This is a genomic window from Kribbella sp. NPDC003557 (assembly GCF_040610805.1).
GTDB lineage: Bacteria > Actinomycetota > Actinomycetes > Propionibacteriales > Kribbellaceae > Kribbella.
In genome coordinates this window covers 632,470-648,509 of the sequence record NZ_JBEXMY010000006.1, presented here as the reverse complement: position 1 = coordinate 648,509, position 16,040 = coordinate 632,470, and the positions used below count along the sequence as shown (strand labels likewise).

Sequence of the window (16,040 nt, the reverse complement as noted above, 5' to 3'; positions counted from 1 at the left end):
CACCGGCCGGACGGCGGACGCTGGAGCCATGAGGGCATCCGGCAGCGACTGGCGGTCGACGTCGCGACTGATCGACCATTGGCTGGCCGAAGGGCTCATCACGCCCGCGCAGGCCGACCGCATGCACCACGAGGTCGACCGGCCCGCAGCGGACAGCCCTCCGGCGGACACGCATCGCAGTACGTCGTTGGTGGTTGAAGCTCTCGCGTACCTGGGTGGCGTGATCGTGCTGGTCGCCGCCGGCCTGATCAGTGCGCAGTACTGGCGTGCGCTCGGGGATGCCGGCCAACTGGCTGTCGTCGGCGGCGCGGCGGCCGCGCTGCTGCTGGCCGGAGGCTTGGTGCCGAGCCGTAGTGCGCCAGGCGTCCGGCTGCGGTCTGTGGTGTGGCTGCTGGCCACGGCTGGTGCCGGAGCCTTCCTGGCACTGTTCGCCGACATCGTGCTGGAGTTCGACGGCAGTGCGATCGGAGTGGTCGCCGGCGGGGGAGCGGCCCTGCTCGCCCTGGTGCTCTGGTGGCGTTTGCCCGTCATGACCCAGCAGGCGACGTTCTTCGTCGCCACGATGGTCACGGCCGGGGCTCTCGTCGCCCAGTTGACCAGCAACCCACAGCTGCCGGGCCTGGCCGTCTGGGGCACCGGTGCGATCTGGTTCCTGCTCGGCTGGCGCGGCACGGTGAAGCCCCGCCGACCGGTCCAGGCACTGGCCGCGGCCGCCACGCTGATCGGCGCCTTGATGACCCTGCCGACCGACGCCGGGATGGTCCTCGCGCTGTGCACCGTCGTGGCCGTCGTGGTGCTGGCTGTGGTCGTCCGCGACCTGTTGTTGCTCGCCGTAGGCGCGCTCGGAGCCCTGAACACCCTGCCGGTCGTGGTCAACGAGTGGTTCCCCGGCGAGCTGGCGGCGCCCCTGGTGCTGCTGGTTGTCGGCGCGCTCCTCGTCACGGCCGCGGTCTACACAGCCAAGAGGGGCAACCGTGAGTGACAGCGGACCGGACAGTCCAAGGTCCCTGGGGAAGTAGGCCCGTCGGCTCTGCCGGGCCGGGACCGGCGGAGCGACAGTGGGAATGGGGCTGAGTGAGTGGAGTGTGAGTGGAGGTCATCATGCAGACCAGGCCGGCTCTGAACGAACTCGGTTTGAACGCCGGTAAGAAGGCGCGGTTGCGGCGGATCCTGTTCGACCACGGTCTGCGCAACGGTACGGCGCTGTTCCTCCCGTACGACCAGGGTCTCGAGCACGGGCCGCGGGACTTCTTCGCGAACCCGGTCGCCTCGGACCCGGCGTACATCCTGAAGCTGGCGATCGCCGGCGAGTTCAACGGGGTCGCGCTGCAGATCGGGCTGGCGGAGAAGTTCTTCTGGGACTATGCCGGCGAGATCCCGCTGATCCTGAAGCTCAACGGCAAGACCGACATCCCGCCGGACGACGCCGCGCTGTCCCCGGTGCACGCGAGTGTCGAGGAGGCGGTGCGGCTGGGCGCCGACGCGGTCGGCTACACGCTGTACGTCGGGTCGCCCGCCCAGGAGGCGGACTTCGCGCAGTACCGGACGATCCGGGCCGACGCGGAGCGGCTCGGCATGCCGCTGGTCGTCTGGGCTTACCCGCGCGGCTCGGCGATCGAGGCGAAGGGCGGCAAGGATTCGTTCTACGCCGTCGACTATGCCGCTCGGGTGGCCGGTGAGCTGGGCGCGGACGTGGTGAAGGTGAACTTCCCGCACCCGGGCAAGCGCGACAACGTCAAGCCGCCGTACGAGGAGATCTTCACGCCGCAGCAGGCGATCGACGGTGTGGTCCGCTCCGCCAACCGCACGCTGGTGCTGGTCTCCGGCGGCGAGCGGTCCGGCGACGACGCGATGTACCGCAAGGCCGAGCAGGCGATGGACGCCGGCGGGCTCGGACTGATCTTCGGCCGCAACGTCTGGCAGCGCGGGTACGACGAGTCGCTGGCCTTCGTCGACGGCCTCAAGGAAATCCTCGTCCAGCATCCCAGTCGATGAAAGGAACCCGCTCATGACGAAGTACATCCTCGTCGGTGTCGACGGCTCGCCCGAGGCACAGATCGCGCTGCACTGGGCCGTCGACGCCGCGGCGGAGCGCGACCTGCCGGTCCGGGTGATCCGTGCCTACCTGGACGAGGCGAGCCGTTGGCCGGACATGGGGGCCGAGGGATACCTGCCGCCGCCGATGCCGCTCGACCGGTTCGAGCAGGAACTGGACGCCGCGGTGCGGTACGCGCGGGACCGGCTCGGCTACCAGGGCGGCTCGGGATGGCTGGCGAACTCCGATCCGGCCGATGCGCTGCTGATCGAGGCCGAGAACGCCGAGATGGTGGTGGTCGGGACCCGCTCGCGGAACAAGATGTCCGCCGCGTTCCTGGGCTCGGTGGCGACGGCGGTGTCGGCGAAGGCGCCGTGCTCGGTCGTCGTCGTCCGCGGCGAACTCCGGACCGGACCGGTTGTCGTGGGCACCGACGGGTCGCCGGACTCGGAGGCGGCCATGACCTTCGCCTTCGAGGAGGCGGCGCGCAGCGGTCAACGCTTGGAGGTCGTGTACTGCTGGCAACCGCAGGCCGACCACACGGCGTCGATCGACAGCACCGAAGGGCTGCTGAAGAACTGGCTCGCGGAGAGCCTCGAACCGTATCGGGACAAGTACCCCACGGTCGCGGTGCGCGCGTCCGTCCTCGACGGCCGGGCGAGTACACGACTGATCGAGAAGTCCGGCACGGCCTCGCTGGTCGTCGTCGGTTCGCGGGGCCGCGGCGGCGTCGCCGGGCTGCTGATGGGCTCGGTCAGTCAGAGCCTTCTGCACCATGCGGAGTCGCCGGTCGCGATCGTCCGCCGGCACAAGGAGTCGTGATGCGTCATTTCCTGACTGTCTCCGACGTGATGACCAAGGACGTGGTCACCGTCGCCGAGGACACTGCGTTCAAGACGGTCGCCGCCGTCCTGGCCGAGCACCACATCAGCGCGGTGCCGGTGCGCAGCGCGTTCGGCGGGATCGTCGGCATCATCTCCGAGACCGATCTGCTGCGGAAGGAGGAGTTCCAGCGCCGCCCGCGCCGGCCCTGGCAGCGCGGCGGGACGCGCACGAAGGCGGACGCGACGACGGCGCAGCTGCTGATGTCCAGCCCGGCGGTGACGATCGAAGGCGGCTGCACGCTGGACGAGGCGGCCCGGTTGATGGCGGCGCGCCGGATCACCCGGCTGGTGGTGATGGACGGTGACGAGCTCGCCGGCATCGTGACCCGGTCCGATCTGCTGCGCGCCTTCCTGGCTCCGGATCAGGAGATCCTGGCCCGGGTCCGGCGCGACGTCGTCGAGCGGCACCTGTGGGACGAGCCGCTGGCCGTGCGGATCGACGTACGCGAAGGTGTCGTGACCCTGTCCGGGCAGGTTCCGCAGCGCAGCACCGTCGCGCGGGCGGGCAATCTGGTCGCCGGGGTGGACGGCGTGGTCGGCGTGCGCAACGAGCTGACCTGGGCGTTCGACGACACCGCCCGCGCCACCGGACCGTTCTACTGACGGATCCTCGAGGGCGCCGACGTACCGTATGCGTCATGGCGCCGCGGCGGAGTTGGGTCGAGCAGATCATGGGTCTGCCGGTCAGCGTGCTCGCGCGTGGCGAGGCGGCTGATTCCGAGCAGGCGGAGGTCGCGGTGCGAGACGTCTTCGCCGAGCTGTCCGGGGTCGATCGGGTCTTCTCGCCGTACCGGACCGACAGCGCGGTGAGTCGGCTGGCACGAGGCGAGGTGGGTTGGGACCAGGTGGATCCGCTGGTGCGGGAGGTCGCCGAGCGGTGCGCGGCCGCGCGGGAGCTGACCGGTGGACTCTTCGACGCCCAGGTGCCCGGTGGCGGCTGGGATCCGTCGGGACTGGTGAAAGGGTGGGCTGTCGAGCGGGCCGGCGAACGACTGCGGGAGGTCGCCGACGTGGACTGGTGCCTGAACGCCGGCGGCGACGTCCTCGTGGTGTGCCCGAGCGGCGAGCCGTTCACCGTGGGCATCCAGGACCCGCGTGATCCGGGCCGGGTGATCGCCGGCGTGCCGCGGACCGGGGGAGCGGTGGCGACGAGTGGGACGGCTGCGCGGGGCGCGCACCTGTACGACCCGCGAACCGGTGGCCCGGCCGGGACACGGTGGCTGTCGGTATCGGTGACCGGACCGTCGCTGGAGTACGCCGACGTCCTCGCGACGGCCGCGTTCGTGGCCGGTGACGACTGGCCGGCCGTCCTGCTGCCCGGCTACGAGGGGCTCGGTGTTCTTGCCGACGGCAACTTGTCCGCCACGGCGTGCTGGGGGCGGGCGTGACGTCGAGGGTCCTGGTGATCGAGGACGACGCCGACCTGGCCCGCCTGCTGGAGCGCGTGCTGACCGACGAGGGGTATGCCGTCACGCTCGCGGCCGACGGGCACCGTGGGCTGCATCTCGCGCTCACGCGGCCGGTGGACGCGATGATCGTCGACCGTGGCCTGCCCGCCGTGGAAGGCCTGGACCTGATCGCGCGGCTGCGGAACCGCGGCGTCGGTACGCCGATCCTCGTGCTGTCGGCGCGGAACAGCACGGCGGATCGGGTCGAAGGCCTCGACGCGGGCGCCGAGGACTACCTGACGAAGCCGTTCGAGCTGACCGAGCTGCTGGCCCGCGTGCGTGCCCTGCTCAGGCGTCACCTGGACCATGCCGTCGAGCTCGCCATCCCTGGTGGCGCGCTGGACCTGGCCGCCCGGTCGGTCCGGCGGACCGACGGAGGATCCGTGGAGCTGTCGGAGCGGGAGGCGGCGCTGCTCGGGCTGTTGGCGGCCCGGCCGGCGGCGGTGTTCAGCCGGGCGGAGCTGCTGGATCGCGTGTTCGACGCCGCCGAGTCGGAGACCGTCGTCGACACCTACGTGCACTACTGCCGCCGGAAGCTCGGGCGGGACGTCATCAAGACTGTGCGCGGGCTCGGCTACCGGCTGGGGAAGCTGTGAGCGGCAGCCCGATCGGTGACGAGGTCCTCGTCCGTCGGGCCGGTCGCGGAGTCGCTGTGCAGGCCGCGGCTCTGGTCGCGCTGGCCATGCTGCTGCTGATCGCCCTGGTCACCGTGGTCGTCGTCCGTGGCCAGGCCGGCGCGGCCGACGATCTGCTCCGGTCGGCTGTCGCGACGGCCGACGACGTCGGCGATCCACCTGCAGGTACGTGGCTGGTCATGAGTGGCCCGTCCGGTACGACGAGCTCACCAGGCCTGCCGGACGAGCTGTTGCCTGAGCTGGAGGCGTTGCGGGCCCAGGCGACGGGACAGGTCCGGCTGACCACGGTGGAGAACGACGACGGCGAGTACCGCATCGCCACCGGCCTGGTGAAAGAGCGCCCGGTGCAAGCAGTGCTGAACCTCGCGACGGCCCACAAGGAGCGTGCTCGCCTCCTGCAGGCGATGGGTCTCGCGACCGTGCTCGCGCTGCTGCTGGCCGGCCTGCTGGGCGTACTGATCGGGCGACGCGCCGTACGGCCGTTGGCGCAGGCCCTGACCTTGCAGCGTGCGTTTGTGGCTGATGCCGGGCACGAGCTGCGGACACCGCTGACGCTGTTGAGTACGCGCGCGCAAGTTCTCGAAAGAGCCCTGCGACGGAGCGGCGCCGGCAACCAGCTTCTGGTCGACGCGAGCGGAGTGGTTGGCGACACACGACGGCTGGCCGACGTGGTGGACGACCTGCTGGCCGCGGCCGATCCGCGAGGCGCCGAGGACCACGAGCCGGTCGACCTGACCGGGATCGCCCAGGAGGTCGCAGCGGCGGCGGGCGCCCATGCCGAGCAGGCGGGCGTCCATCTGCACTGGACGGCGGACACCGAAGCGGCGACCGCTCTGGGGTCGCCGAGCGCGATCCGCCGGGCGACGTTGGCGCTGGTCGACAACGCGATCGACCACACGCCACGCGACGGCGACGTCCGCATCGCCGTACGACGGCAGCGCCGCGAGGTGATCCTGGCGGTCAGCGACACCGGCCCCGGGATCGGTCCGGAGGCTGCCCAGCGGGTCCTGCGCCGCTTCGACTCCGGCGGTCACCGGGCCGGGCGCAAGCACTACGGCCTCGGTCTGGCGCTCGCTCATGACGTCGCGAACCGGCTCGGTGGGCAGCTCCGGCTGGTCCCGAGCGACATCGGCGCGACCTTCGAGCTCGTACTGCCCGCCGTCACCGAGGGCGGTCCAAGGAAGGACTAAGAATCCGCGGTCATCGTCGGAGCATGACGAACCGCGGTGCTGCACCGGTGGCGAACCGGCCGCGAACGACGCACGCCCGCAGGCAGCCACGGCGTACGCCGTCGTGGTGGCGCGATCTGGCCGCGGTGCTGTGCTGGGCGAGCGTGCTGGTGGTCGTGGCGCTGTGGGTGTCCGGGCGTGGCGTGCAGACGCTCCTGAACGGGCCGGCCGATCTGTTCACGTCGCTCGGCCGGTTGTCCGGTCTGGTGGCCGCGGACCTGTTGCTGGTGCAGGTGTTCCTGATGGCACGAGTGCCGATGATCGAGCGGAGCTACGGTCAGGACGCGCTGGCGCGCCGGCACCGCCTGGTCGGCTTCTGGTCGTTCAACCTGCTGCTGGTCCACATCGTCCTGATCCTCGTCGGCTACACGGCACGCGATCACAACAACCTGCTGCGCGAGACGTGGACCGTGGTCACGACGTACGGCGGAATGCTCCTGGCCGTGGCGGCGAGCGTCGCGCTGACGGTGGTCGTGGTCACCTCGCTCAGGGTTGCGCGGCGGGCACTGCGGTACGAGTCCTGGCACCTGCTGCACCTGTACGCCTATGTAGGCGTCGGGCTGTCCGTTCCGCACGAGATCTGGACCGGAGCGGACTTCACGACCTCTCGGCTCGCGCAGGTGTACTGGTGGTCGGCGTACGGTGTCGCGCTCGGCGCGATCGTGTTGTACCGGGTGTTGCTGCCGGTCTGGCGGACGCTGCGGCACGGGCTCACAGTGCGCGAGGTCGTCCACGAGGCACCCGGTGTGGTGACCGTGACGCTCGGCGGACGAGGGCTGCACCGGATGCCGGTTCGGGCGGGGCAGTACTTCGTGTTCCGGTTCCTCGACGGTCCGGGCTGGTCACGGGGCAACCCGTACTCGTTGTCCGCGTCACCCGCACCTGACCGGCTCCGGGTGACCGCGAAGGCCGCGGGCGACGGCAGTAGTCGGCTGGCCCGGGTGCGGCCCGGAACGCGGGTCGCGGTCGAGGGGCCGTACGGGCGGCTGACCGCCGAGCGGCGGGCCACCGACCGGGTCGCGATGCTTGCCTGCGGCATTGGCATCACGCCGCTGCGGGCGCTGCTCGAGGAGCTCGACTATGAGCCGGGCGACGCGGTGCTGGTGTACCGGGCGCACAGCGTCGAGGACCTGGTGTTCCGCGACGAGCTCGACCAACTCGCCCGTCGCCGCGGCATCACGGTGCACTACCTGCTCGGGCCCCGGCTGCGTGGGCGTGCGTCGTGGCTGCCGGAGAGTGCCGCGTCCTGGTCCGACGCGGATGCCGTACGGCGGCTGCTGCCGGGACTCTCGCAGTACGACGTGTATGTCTGCGGCCCGGACCGCTGGATGGATGCGGCCTGTGCGGCTGTGCTCGCGGCCGGGCTGCCCGCGAACCAGCTGCACCAGGAACGGTTCTCGTGGTGAGAGGAGAGTGCTGGTGAGGCGCGGGCTCAAGGTGCTGATGACGATCGCGACGACAGCTGTGGTCGCGGTGGCGTTCCGGGCGAGCCTGCAGCCCCCCGCTGGAAGTGCCGCGGTGGTAGGCGCCGAGGTCGTGCCGTCCACTCGACCGACGGCGTCACCCCGCAGATCGCCGCGCGCGGACAAGAGCACCCGGGCCTCCCGGCGGGCGCCGAGCGCGCCGATCAGCCCGCCCAGCAGGTCACCCAGCAGCGCGCCGGCCGAATCGGTTGTCGTGGCGGGTGGCGTGGCCGATACGCAGTACGGGCCGGTGCAGGTCGAGATCACCGTCCGCAGTGGTCGGATCGTCAAGGCACGAACGTTGCAGCATCCGAGCGGCGACGGGCAGACCGACCAGATCAACGCCTACGCGGTACCGCGACTGGACCAGGAGGCGATGGCGGCACAGACCGCCCACATCGACACGGTGTCCGGGGCAACCTTCACCTCCGAGGGATACCGCCGATCGCTGCAGTCGGCGCTCGATGCCGCGCACCAGGCAGGCGCGCGATGACGGTGCACTCGCGCCGGCTCCGTCGCAACGTCGTGGTCGGCGGCACCACCGGCGTACTCCTGCTGCTGCTCTTCCTCTTCCCGACCAGCCGCAACCACGTCTCGGCCCCCGCGCGTCCAGTCGCGACACCGGGCGTCGTCAGCACCGGCTCAGGCGAGGTGACGGTGAACGGGACGTCCGAAGGCACCCGGTACGGACCGGTACAGGTGCGGATCACCATCCGCAGCCGGCGGCTGGTGGCGGTGACCGCCGTGACCTATCCGGCCTCGGGCGGCCGCGATCGCGAGATCAGCTCGTTCGCGCTGCCGCAGCTGGAGCGGGAGGCGGTCGCGGCCCAGGGTGCCCGTATCGACACGGTGTCAGGGGCAACGTTCACGTCGGACGGGTACCGCCGCTCGCTGCAGTCCGCCCTGGACGCCGCGCACTTCCGTGCGGCGGGCTGAGGCGTTCCAAGAATTCCCCAAGATCCGGCTGCCAGTGTGGGGCCTCCGAGTCGAGTCGAAGGAAACCTGAATGCAGACTGTCAACGGTCTCCCCGCCCACGTCCTGCTCGTGCACGCGATCGTCGTCCTGCTCCCGCTCTCCGCGGCGCTGCTGGCGCTGACAGCTCTCTGGCCCGCGGGCAGGCGTCGCCTGGCCGGGCCGAACGCAGTGCTGTCCGTGGTCGTCGTCGTGCTGGTCCCGATCACCACGAGTGCCGGCGAATGGCTTGAGCGTCGGGTCGCGCCCAGCGCTCTCGTCCATCGGCACGCCGAGCTCGGTGACACCGCCATCTACGCAGCGATCGCGGTCGCGGCGCTGGCGCTCGTGACCTGGTGGCGGCAGCGGGAGAGCACCGGACGGACGCCCGCGAAGCGCACGTTCCTCGCGCCGTCGTCGAACACCCTCACCGCGGCGCTGACCGTGCTCGCGGTCGTGGTCTCGGCCGCGGCGGTCTACGACGTCGTCCGGATCGGTGACTCCGGCGCCAAGGCCAGCTGGAGCAACTGGGCCGCGCGCCCCTGACCACCGCGCCGGTCACTGGCGCGTGGCCGGGCCGAACCGGCGCTCGGACACCCGGAAGGTGAGATGCGCGGTGAGGCTGATGCACCACAGGACCAGGATCGAGCCGATCGAGATGGTGGCGAGCAAGGCCGAGGGCACGGCGATCGCCACCGCGCCGGTGACCGCGGAAGCCACGGCGAGGGCGATGGCGAGCCACCCGCCGAGATCCGGGCGCAGCGTCCCGGCGAGGAGCAGGACGACGCCGCCGATCGCCATCAACGACAGGCACGCACCCGCACGGTTGCTCAACGCAACGAACGGGAGTTGGATCGCCAGCAGACCGATGATCAGCAGCGAGACGAGGACGTCGCGGCGCGGAAGGGTGGGCATGGTCAGCCTGCGTGTGCGGTCGAGATGTCGCGGCCGTCGAGGGCCGGCAGGGCGAACAGCGTGACGACTACCGCCCCGGCGACCAGCCACAGGTAGCTGAGCTGGAGCCCTGCGCCCAACGGCCCGTCGTGGAAGGCCTGGTGGATAGGGGAGTACGGCTGCCAGGACTCGAACCGCGGCAGGATCAGCCCGATCGCATACACGACGTACGCCGCCGTGGCGGCCGCGGCCGCGATCGCGAGAGCGGTGCCGCGACGGCCGGTCACTGCTCCGGCCGCGAGTGCGAGGACGCCGAACTCGATGCCGAGCAGGGTCAGCGCGAGCGCGCCGCCCGCGGCCTGCGGTACGGAGATCCCGAGGTCGAAGACCAGGCTGCCGATACTCGTCGCCGCGAACAGCGCGACACCCAGCGCGGCGACCGACACCGCCAGGGCCGCCGCCTTGTCGAGGACGATCCGCGAGCCCGAGACCGGTGTCACCAGCAGAAGCTCGAGCGTCCCGCGTTCCTCCTCGCCGGCCAGCGCCCGGGCGCCGTGCCCGATGCCGTAGACCAGGAACAGCGCCGGAAGCAGAAGCGTGAACAGCTCCGCGTTGAGGAAGCCGGCGCCGGTCGTCATCGCCTCCAGGTTGAAGAACTTGCGCAACTCCTCGGGGAACGACCGGTACAGCTCCTTCAGGTCCGGCATGTCCCGGACCGACGGCCACAGCGCGCACTCGAGCAGCACCAGGACGGCGATCGCGATCGACCAGCCGACCAGTCCGCGGCGGGCGTCGTGCAGCGACTTCAGGAAGACGTTGCGGAACATGGCTCCTCCGGGCCGTCGTAGTAGTCGAGGAACGCCGCCTCGAGGTCCGCCTCGTGGCTGAGCACGTTGGTGACGTCGTACGGCGCGACCGCCCGGATCAGCGCGGCCGTCGACCCGGTGACGGTGGTCCGTGCCGTGTGGCCGTCCACCTCGACGTTGTGCACGCCGGGGACGCCGCGGATCGCTGCGGCCGGTGGTACGTCGGCGAAGGTGAGGTCGAGACGGCGCCGGGCCCGGTCCTTGAGGGCCTGCACCGACTGGACGGTGACCAGGCGGCCGGCGCGCAGGATCGCGACGGTGTCGGCGACGGCCTCCACCTCGGACAGCACGTGCGACGACAGGAACACGGTCCGGCCGGCGTCGCGGGTCTCGCGCAGCAATGCGCGGAACTCGCGCTGCATCAGGGGATCGAGGCCCGAGGTGGGCTCGTCGAGGATGAGCAGGTCCGGGTCGTGCATGAACGCCTGGACGATGCCGACCTTCTGCCGGTTGCCGCGCGACAGCGTCCCGATGCGCAGGCCGAGATCGAGGTCGAACCGCTTCGCCAGCAGGTCGATCCGGCTGCTGTCGACGCCGCCGTACAGGTGGGCGAAGTAGTCCAGGTACTGCGTGCCGGTGAGGTCCGGGTAGGCCACGAACTCGCCCGGCAGGTAGCCGATCCGGCGCTGCAGGGCGTCGTACTGGTCGGCGGCGTCGAAGCCGAACACGATCGCGGACCCGGCGGTCGGGCGGATCAGCCCGGCCAGCAGCCGGATCGTGGTGGTCTTGCCGGCGCCGTTCGGGCCGAGGTATCCGACGATCACTCCGGGCGGTACGTCGAGGTCGAGCCGGTCGAGCGCGGTCCGGCGGCCGAAGCGCTTCGTCAGCCCGCGCGTCTTGATGACGGTGTCCATGTCACGGCTCCTGGTGGTGGACCACGGCGACCGGGCAGTGCGAGTGGTAAAGCAGCCCGCGCGCCACGGAGCCGAGCCGCAGCTCGGAGAACGCGGTCTGCCCGACGCCGCCGACGACGACCAGGTCGGCGTCCGCGGACTCGCGGGCCAGGACCAGGACGGGGTGGTCGGTGATGCCGTGCCGCTCCACCGGGACGCCGGGGTACTTCGCGGTCCAGCCGTCGAGGGTCTGGGTCAGGAGTTCGTCGCACTTGTCGATCCACGGCTGCCGGTCCGGGTCGAGCCACACGCGCGGATCCGGGTAGTTCTCCCGGATCTCGACGGCGTGCACGCCGACGATGCCGGAGTGCGTGGCGGCGGCCAGCTCGAACGCGTACCGCACGGCGTCCTGCCCCTCGAGCGAGCCGTCGACCCCGACCACGATCCGGCCGCGGGCCGGTGCGGCCGGGTCCCAGGTGTCGGGTACGACGATCAGCGGGACCTCGGTGCTCAGCGCCGTACAGACCTGGGACGTCGAGCCGAGGACCAGCTCGGCGAAGCCGCCCATACCGCGGCGTCCGACGACCAGGGCGATCGACCGCTCGGCGAGCTCGAGCAGTGTCTGCGCGGGATGCCCGTGCCGGACCTCGAGCGAGGCCGACCGGAAGCCGATCCGCTCCAGCTCCCGGAGTGCGTCGTCGAGGACCTCGGTGCCGTCGTCGGGCCCTTCGACCGGCGCGCCGGGCGGCGACTGCTGTTCGTCGTCGACCACGTACACCGCGTGCAGGGGCGCGCCTCGCAAGGTGGCGTACCAGGCGGCCCAGGTGAGTGCGATCAGGCCGTCGCGGGATCCGTCGATCCCGACCAGTACGGGCAGTTCGCTGGTCATCGGGCGCCTCCTCGGGGTCGTACCACCGCAGTTCCAGTCAAGCGGGGCACGCTGCCGCGGGGCAGGGCCGAAGGTCCCGCCGGGACGTGTTGTTCGGCCGCTGTCCGCGCTGTTCGGAGCAGCCAGAGTCGAAGGTGGGAAGTTTCGCTCAGGGAGGTTCGTGATGAAGGCATTGGTCTACAACGGTCCGGGCAAGCGGAGCTGGCACGACGTGCCGGATCCGGTGATCCAGGATCCCGAGGACGCGATCGTGCGCGTCGACGCGGTGACGATCTGCGGCACCGACCTGCACATCCTGAAAGGCGACGTACCCACCGTCGAGCCCGGGCGGATCCTCGGGCACGAGGCGGTCGGCACGATCACCGCCGTCGGCGACGGCGTGCGCGGTGTGGCGGTCGGCGACCGGGTCCTGATCTCGTGCATCACGGCCTGCGGCCGGTGCGAGTACTGCCGGCAAGGCCACTACGGTCAGTGCCTCGGCGGTGGCGGCTGGATCCTCGGTCACCTGATCGACGGCACCCAGGCCGAGCAGGTGCGGGTTCCGTTCGCCGACCGGTCGGTGTACAAGCTGCCGGACAACGTCAGCAACGAGGAAGCGGTGCTGCTGGCCGACATCCTGCCGACGTCGTACGAGGTCGGCGTCCTGAACGGTGAGGTGTCGCCCGGCGACACCGTCGTGATCGTCGGCGCCGGCCCGATCGGCCTGGCGGCGCTGGCGACCAGCAAGCTGTTCACGCCGGCGCGGGTCGTGATCGTCGACGCGGCCGACTCACGGCGCAAGGCCGCGCTCGAACGCGGTGCCGATCTGGCACTCGGGCCGGACGAGGACGTGGAGGCGAAGGTTCGGGAGCTGACCGGCGGGCTCGGCGCCGACGTGGCGATCGAGGCGGTCGGCGTACCGGCGACGTTCGAGCTCTGCGCCCGCGTCGTCCGTCCGGGTGGCACCGTCGCGAACGTCGGCGTCCACGGCGCCCCGGCGACGCTGCACCTGGAAGACCTGTGGATCAAGAACGTGACCATCAGGACCGGCCTGGTCGACACGTTCTCCACGCCGCGTCTGCTGTCGATGCTGGCGGCCGGCCGGCTGCAGCTGCCCGGCCTGATCACCCACCGGTTCGGCCTCGACGAGATGCAGGACGCGTACGACGTGTTCGCGGACCCGGCCACCACCGGCGCACTGAAGGTCGCACTGTTCGGGGAGCAGGGCTTCTAGCACCACAACGAAACCGCGGTCCGCGACGAGGTGTCGCGGACCGCGGTCCGTCGTGGCTCAGTGCACGACGGCGATCGGGCAGTGGGCGTGGTGCAGAACCGTCTGGCCCACGGATCCGAGCAGCAGGCCGGTGAACCCGCCGCGGCCGCGGGAGCCGACGACGACCAGGTCCGCGGACTCGGCCCGCCGTACCAGGGCCTGGGCGGCGCCGCCCATCGTCAGCTCTGTCGTCCAGTGCACGTCCGGGTGTTCGGCCGCCGCGCCGGCCACGGACTCCGCGACCAGCAGCCGGGCCTCCTCGCGGACCTTCGCCTCGTCGAACTGCAGCATCGACGCGCCGTCGGCGTAGGTCAGGAACGGGCTCGTCCACGCGTGCAGGGCGACGACCTCGGCGTGCATCGCCTCGGCCTGGTCGAACGCGAAGTCGATCGCCTTCGCCGAGGCCTTCGAGCCGTCGACACCGACGAGCACGGTCGGTCCCAGGTGCGCGTGCGGCCGTTGATCGTGCGGGATCACCACGACCGGGCACTGCGCGTGCGTGGTCACCTGCACGGCGACCGAGCCGACCAGGAGGCCGCTCCAGCCGCCGAGGCCGCGCGAACCGAGGACGACCGTGCGGGCCTCCGCGGCGGCGTCGATCAGCGCTCGCGCCGCCGGACCTCCCTCCAGCCGGGTCTCCACGGTGAGGCCGGGATGATGCAGACGGACGTTCTCGGCGACGGCGTCGAGCCCCGTCTGACGCGCCGTCCGGACCGCCTCGAGCGGTACGACGTGACCGGGGGAGGGCCGGGCGGTGATGACGAGTTCGAACGCTTCGACGAGCCGGAGCGGCGCCATCGTCCGGACGGCCTCCGCGGTGGCCCAGCGGAGGGCGCTCTGGCTGCCGGTCGAGCCGTCGTAGCCGACGACGATCGGGGCGGGCTGCGTGGTCATGGGATCTCCTTGTCTAGAACCACCGGTCGAAGGATTCGCGCCAGTTCCGGCGACCGGTGTGGCCGTTGGACTGCGCGGGATAGCCGATCCGCAGGACCATCTGCGGCCACCGGCCGCAGATGAGCTCGCGGACCTGGGCGCGCGGCGCCGGGCGCTCGAGGAGCTGGTCGAGGAACGACGCCCTGAGGTCGTACGACGTGGCCACGAGCAGCACCCGCTGCAAGGCCTCACCGGCCCGCGTCCAGGCGTCGGTGTCCTCGTCGTCGGTACTCAGCACGGCGATGGCCGGGGTCGTCTCGTAGACGGCCTGGCTGCGCTGCGTGCTGTCGAAGCCGGCGGACAGGTCGCGGACGAACGACGGCCGGACCGGCTGCGGACCCAGCGCGCTCTCGGGGACGCCGTCACCCGACCGGTCACCGCCGATCCAGGTCGCCCGCTCCTGACGGCGCTCCTCGTCGTAGTGGTCCTCGGCATCGGCCTGGCGGAGCAGCAGCTCGACGCCGGAGACGGCCGGCGGTTCGAGCCAGTGCAGCTCGGCCCCTTCCGCGCGCGCGGCCTCGCAGAGTTCGCGCCGTACGCCCGGGTGGACCGGGTGATCGAGCAGCGGCCCGCGGTACGTGTGCCGCTGCGCCACCTCGCCGTACAGGCAGCTGAGATCGGGGACCGGCGTGCCGCGGCCGTCCAGGTAGACCCGGGCCTTGATCTCGGGGCGGGCCGGGTCGGGTGACGTCGCGAGGCGGGTCCGGTGGCCGAGCATGGCGGCCGCGACCCGGATGTTGAACACCGCGGCGCCGACGCCGAGGTGGGCGCCGCGGCCGGAGACGTCCTCGAACGGCAGGCCGCGTTCCTCGTCGAGCAGGACGTCGACGACCGGGCCGTGCACCTCGAAGCGCCACGGCTGGGTGTTGTGCATGGACGGGGCGTGGACGGCGGCGGTCAGCAGGATGCCGATCTCGTCCTCGGTCAGTTCGGCGATCATCTCGGGTCCGTTCCGGTCCGCTCCCCGAAGCGGATCAGGGTGTGGTTCAGGCAGTCGGCGCGCACGTCGTGCGCGGTGGCGGTGAGCAGGACGCGTTCCAGGGCGATCCCGGCCCGGACCTGGTCCGCGGGTTCGGCGCCGGGCGTCACGACGACGGCCAGCGAGTCGAGCGGGAGCCAGGTCAGCCGCGCGTCCTCGATGGCGGCGGCGCGGGCGAGGATCCGGCGGACCTGCTCGTCCGGCGGCGTCGCCGGCCGGGCGAGCTCCCGGGACAGGATCGCGGTGTAGAGCTCCCGCAGCTCCTGGTCGGGAAGCCCGGTGGGCTCGACGAGGATCCGGGCGGCGAGGCCGGGATCGTGCGGGTACGGGTACAGGCTCACCCAGCTGTCGAAGCTGAGCGAGGCCGCGGCGCAGCGCAGGTTGAAGACGGCCGCGCCGGTCGCGATCCGCTGCACCCGCGCGACCGCGTCGGGCGTCGCCGGCCCGTCGTCGAGGTAGAGGTCGACGAGGTGGCCGTCGACCTCGGCGCGCCACGGACGCGGGACGTGCAGACCCGGCGCCGCCCCGGCCGCGTGCAGCAGCACGCCGAGCGCCGCGGACGTCAGTTGGTCGGTCAGCATCGGTACCTCCGTGCCGGCGGTTCTGTGCCTGTCTCTGGGATTCCAGCGTCGGCCCGCGGGCGCCCCGCCGGGCAGCGGCATACGTCCCGGGACCCACGGGCCGTTCGGCACCGGCTGCTGGGGTGACACGACTCTGAACGGCACGCCCGCGAACGACCACGATCGAA

19 protein-coding genes are annotated in these 16,040 nt (G+C 71.6%); 12 read left to right on the top strand and 7 right to left on the bottom strand.

Annotated elements, in window-relative coordinates:
• Positions 1 to 28 precede the first annotated feature (28 nt).
• From ABZW60_RS27820 to ABZW60_RS27770, 11 genes are all read left to right on the top strand, one after another.
• Positions 29 to 982, top strand: a complete 954-nt coding sequence (locus ABZW60_RS27820; protein WP_355481632.1) for a DUF2157 domain-containing protein — start codon at positions 29 to 31, stop codon at positions 980 to 982.
• A 119-nt stretch (positions 983 to 1,101) separates the two neighbouring features.
• Entirely contained in the window at positions 1,102 to 1,995 is an 894-nt protein-coding gene (locus tag ABZW60_RS27815; RefSeq protein ID WP_355481630.1) for a fructose-bisphosphate aldolase, read from the top strand.
• Positions 1,996 to 2,008: 13 nt separating this feature from the next.
• The gene (locus ABZW60_RS27810; RefSeq protein WP_355481629.1) at positions 2,009 to 2,857 is read left to right on the top strand and encodes a universal stress protein; all 849 of its coding nucleotides are present in this window, start codon (positions 2,009 to 2,011) and stop codon (positions 2,855 to 2,857) included.
• Positions 2,857 to 3,522, top strand: a complete 666-nt coding sequence (locus ABZW60_RS27805; protein WP_355481627.1) for a CBS domain-containing protein — start codon at positions 2,857 to 2,859, stop codon at positions 3,520 to 3,522. Before ABZW60_RS27810 ends, ABZW60_RS27805 begins: the two co-directional genes overlap by 1 nt.
• 35 nt (positions 3,523 to 3,557) lie before the next feature.
• Complete coding sequence (locus tag ABZW60_RS27800; protein WP_355481625.1) at positions 3,558 to 4,307, top strand: FAD:protein FMN transferase; 750 nt, start codon at positions 3,558 to 3,560, stop codon at positions 4,305 to 4,307.
• Positions 4,304 to 4,963 (top strand): response regulator transcription factor, encoded by a 660-nt coding sequence (locus ABZW60_RS27795; protein ID WP_355481624.1) that lies wholly within the window; start codon positions 4,304 to 4,306, stop codon positions 4,961 to 4,963. The genes ABZW60_RS27800 and ABZW60_RS27795 overlap by 4 nt, the downstream gene beginning before the upstream one ends.
• The gene (locus tag ABZW60_RS27790) at positions 4,960 to 6,192 is read left to right on the top strand and encodes a HAMP domain-containing sensor histidine kinase (protein ID WP_355481622.1); all 1,233 of its coding nucleotides are present in this window, start codon (positions 4,960 to 4,962) and stop codon (positions 6,190 to 6,192) included. The genes ABZW60_RS27795 and ABZW60_RS27790 overlap by 4 nt, the downstream gene beginning before the upstream one ends.
• 23 nt (positions 6,193 to 6,215) lie before the next feature.
• Positions 6,216 to 7,637 (top strand): ferredoxin reductase family protein, encoded by a 1,422-nt coding sequence (locus ABZW60_RS27785; protein ID WP_355481621.1) that lies wholly within the window; start codon positions 6,216 to 6,218, stop codon positions 7,635 to 7,637.
• Positions 7,638 to 7,650: 13 nt separating this feature from the next.
• Entirely contained in the window at positions 7,651 to 8,187 is a 537-nt protein-coding gene (locus tag ABZW60_RS27780) for an FMN-binding protein (RefSeq protein WP_355481619.1), read from the top strand.
• A complete protein-coding gene (locus ABZW60_RS27775; RefSeq protein WP_355481617.1) occupies positions 8,184 to 8,630 on the top strand; it encodes an FMN-binding protein in 447 nt (148 codons plus the stop codon). Before ABZW60_RS27780 ends, ABZW60_RS27775 begins: the two co-directional genes overlap by 4 nt.
• A gap of 70 nt (positions 8,631 to 8,700) precedes the next feature.
• The gene (locus ABZW60_RS27770) at positions 8,701 to 9,192 is read left to right on the top strand and encodes a DUF2231 domain-containing protein (protein ID WP_355481615.1); all 492 of its coding nucleotides are present in this window, start codon (positions 8,701 to 8,703) and stop codon (positions 9,190 to 9,192) included.
• 12 nt (positions 9,193 to 9,204) lie between these two features.
• On the opposite strand, the gene ABZW60_RS27765 is transcribed toward ABZW60_RS27770, so the two are convergent.
• From ABZW60_RS27765 to ABZW60_RS27750, 4 genes are read right to left on the bottom strand one after another with little or no spacing between them, the layout of a single operon-like run.
• Positions 9,205 to 9,561 (bottom strand): hypothetical protein, encoded by a 357-nt coding sequence (locus ABZW60_RS27765; RefSeq protein WP_355481614.1) that lies wholly within the window; start codon positions 9,559 to 9,561, stop codon positions 9,205 to 9,207.
• A 2-nt stretch (positions 9,562 to 9,563) separates the two neighbouring features.
• Positions 9,564 to 10,367 carry an ABC transporter permease subunit gene (locus ABZW60_RS27760; protein WP_355481612.1) on the bottom strand — a complete coding sequence of 268 codons (804 nt, stop codon included), beginning with the start codon at positions 10,365 to 10,367 and terminating at the stop codon, positions 9,564 to 9,566.
• The gene (locus ABZW60_RS27755; protein ID WP_355481610.1) at positions 10,346 to 11,260 is read right to left on the bottom strand and encodes an ABC transporter ATP-binding protein; all 915 of its coding nucleotides are present in this window, start codon (positions 11,258 to 11,260) and stop codon (positions 10,346 to 10,348) included. Before ABZW60_RS27755 ends, ABZW60_RS27760 begins: the two co-directional genes overlap by 22 nt.
• 1 nt (position 11,261) lies before the next feature.
• Positions 11,262 to 12,128, bottom strand: a complete 867-nt coding sequence (locus ABZW60_RS27750) for a universal stress protein (RefSeq protein WP_355481607.1) — start codon at positions 12,126 to 12,128, stop codon at positions 11,262 to 11,264.
• A 163-nt stretch (positions 12,129 to 12,291) separates the two neighbouring features.
• Here ABZW60_RS27750 and ABZW60_RS27745 point away from each other — a divergent pair, with 163 nt between their 5' ends.
• Positions 12,292 to 13,341, top strand: coding sequence for a zinc-dependent alcohol dehydrogenase family protein (locus tag ABZW60_RS27745; RefSeq protein ID WP_355481605.1), 1,050 nt, complete (start codon positions 12,292 to 12,294; stop codon positions 13,339 to 13,341).
• 57 nt (positions 13,342 to 13,398) lie between these two features.
• Here ABZW60_RS27745 and ABZW60_RS27740 read toward each other — a convergent pair whose 3' ends face one another.
• Genes ABZW60_RS27740 through ABZW60_RS27730 form a run of 3 tightly spaced genes read right to left on the bottom strand, consistent with a single transcriptional unit; the run spans position 13,399 to position 15,873 of the window.
• A complete protein-coding gene (locus ABZW60_RS27740) occupies positions 13,399 to 14,274 on the bottom strand; it encodes a universal stress protein (protein ID WP_355481603.1) in 876 nt (291 codons plus the stop codon).
• 13 nt (positions 14,275 to 14,287) lie between these two features.
• A complete protein-coding gene (locus tag ABZW60_RS27735) occupies positions 14,288 to 15,253 on the bottom strand; it encodes a hypothetical protein (protein ID WP_355481601.1) in 966 nt (321 codons plus the stop codon).
• Entirely contained in the window at positions 15,250 to 15,873 is a 624-nt protein-coding gene (locus ABZW60_RS27730; protein WP_355481600.1) for a hypothetical protein, read from the bottom strand. The genes ABZW60_RS27735 and ABZW60_RS27730 overlap by 4 nt, the downstream gene beginning before the upstream one ends.
• Between the last annotated feature and the right edge of the window lie 167 nt (positions 15,874 to 16,040).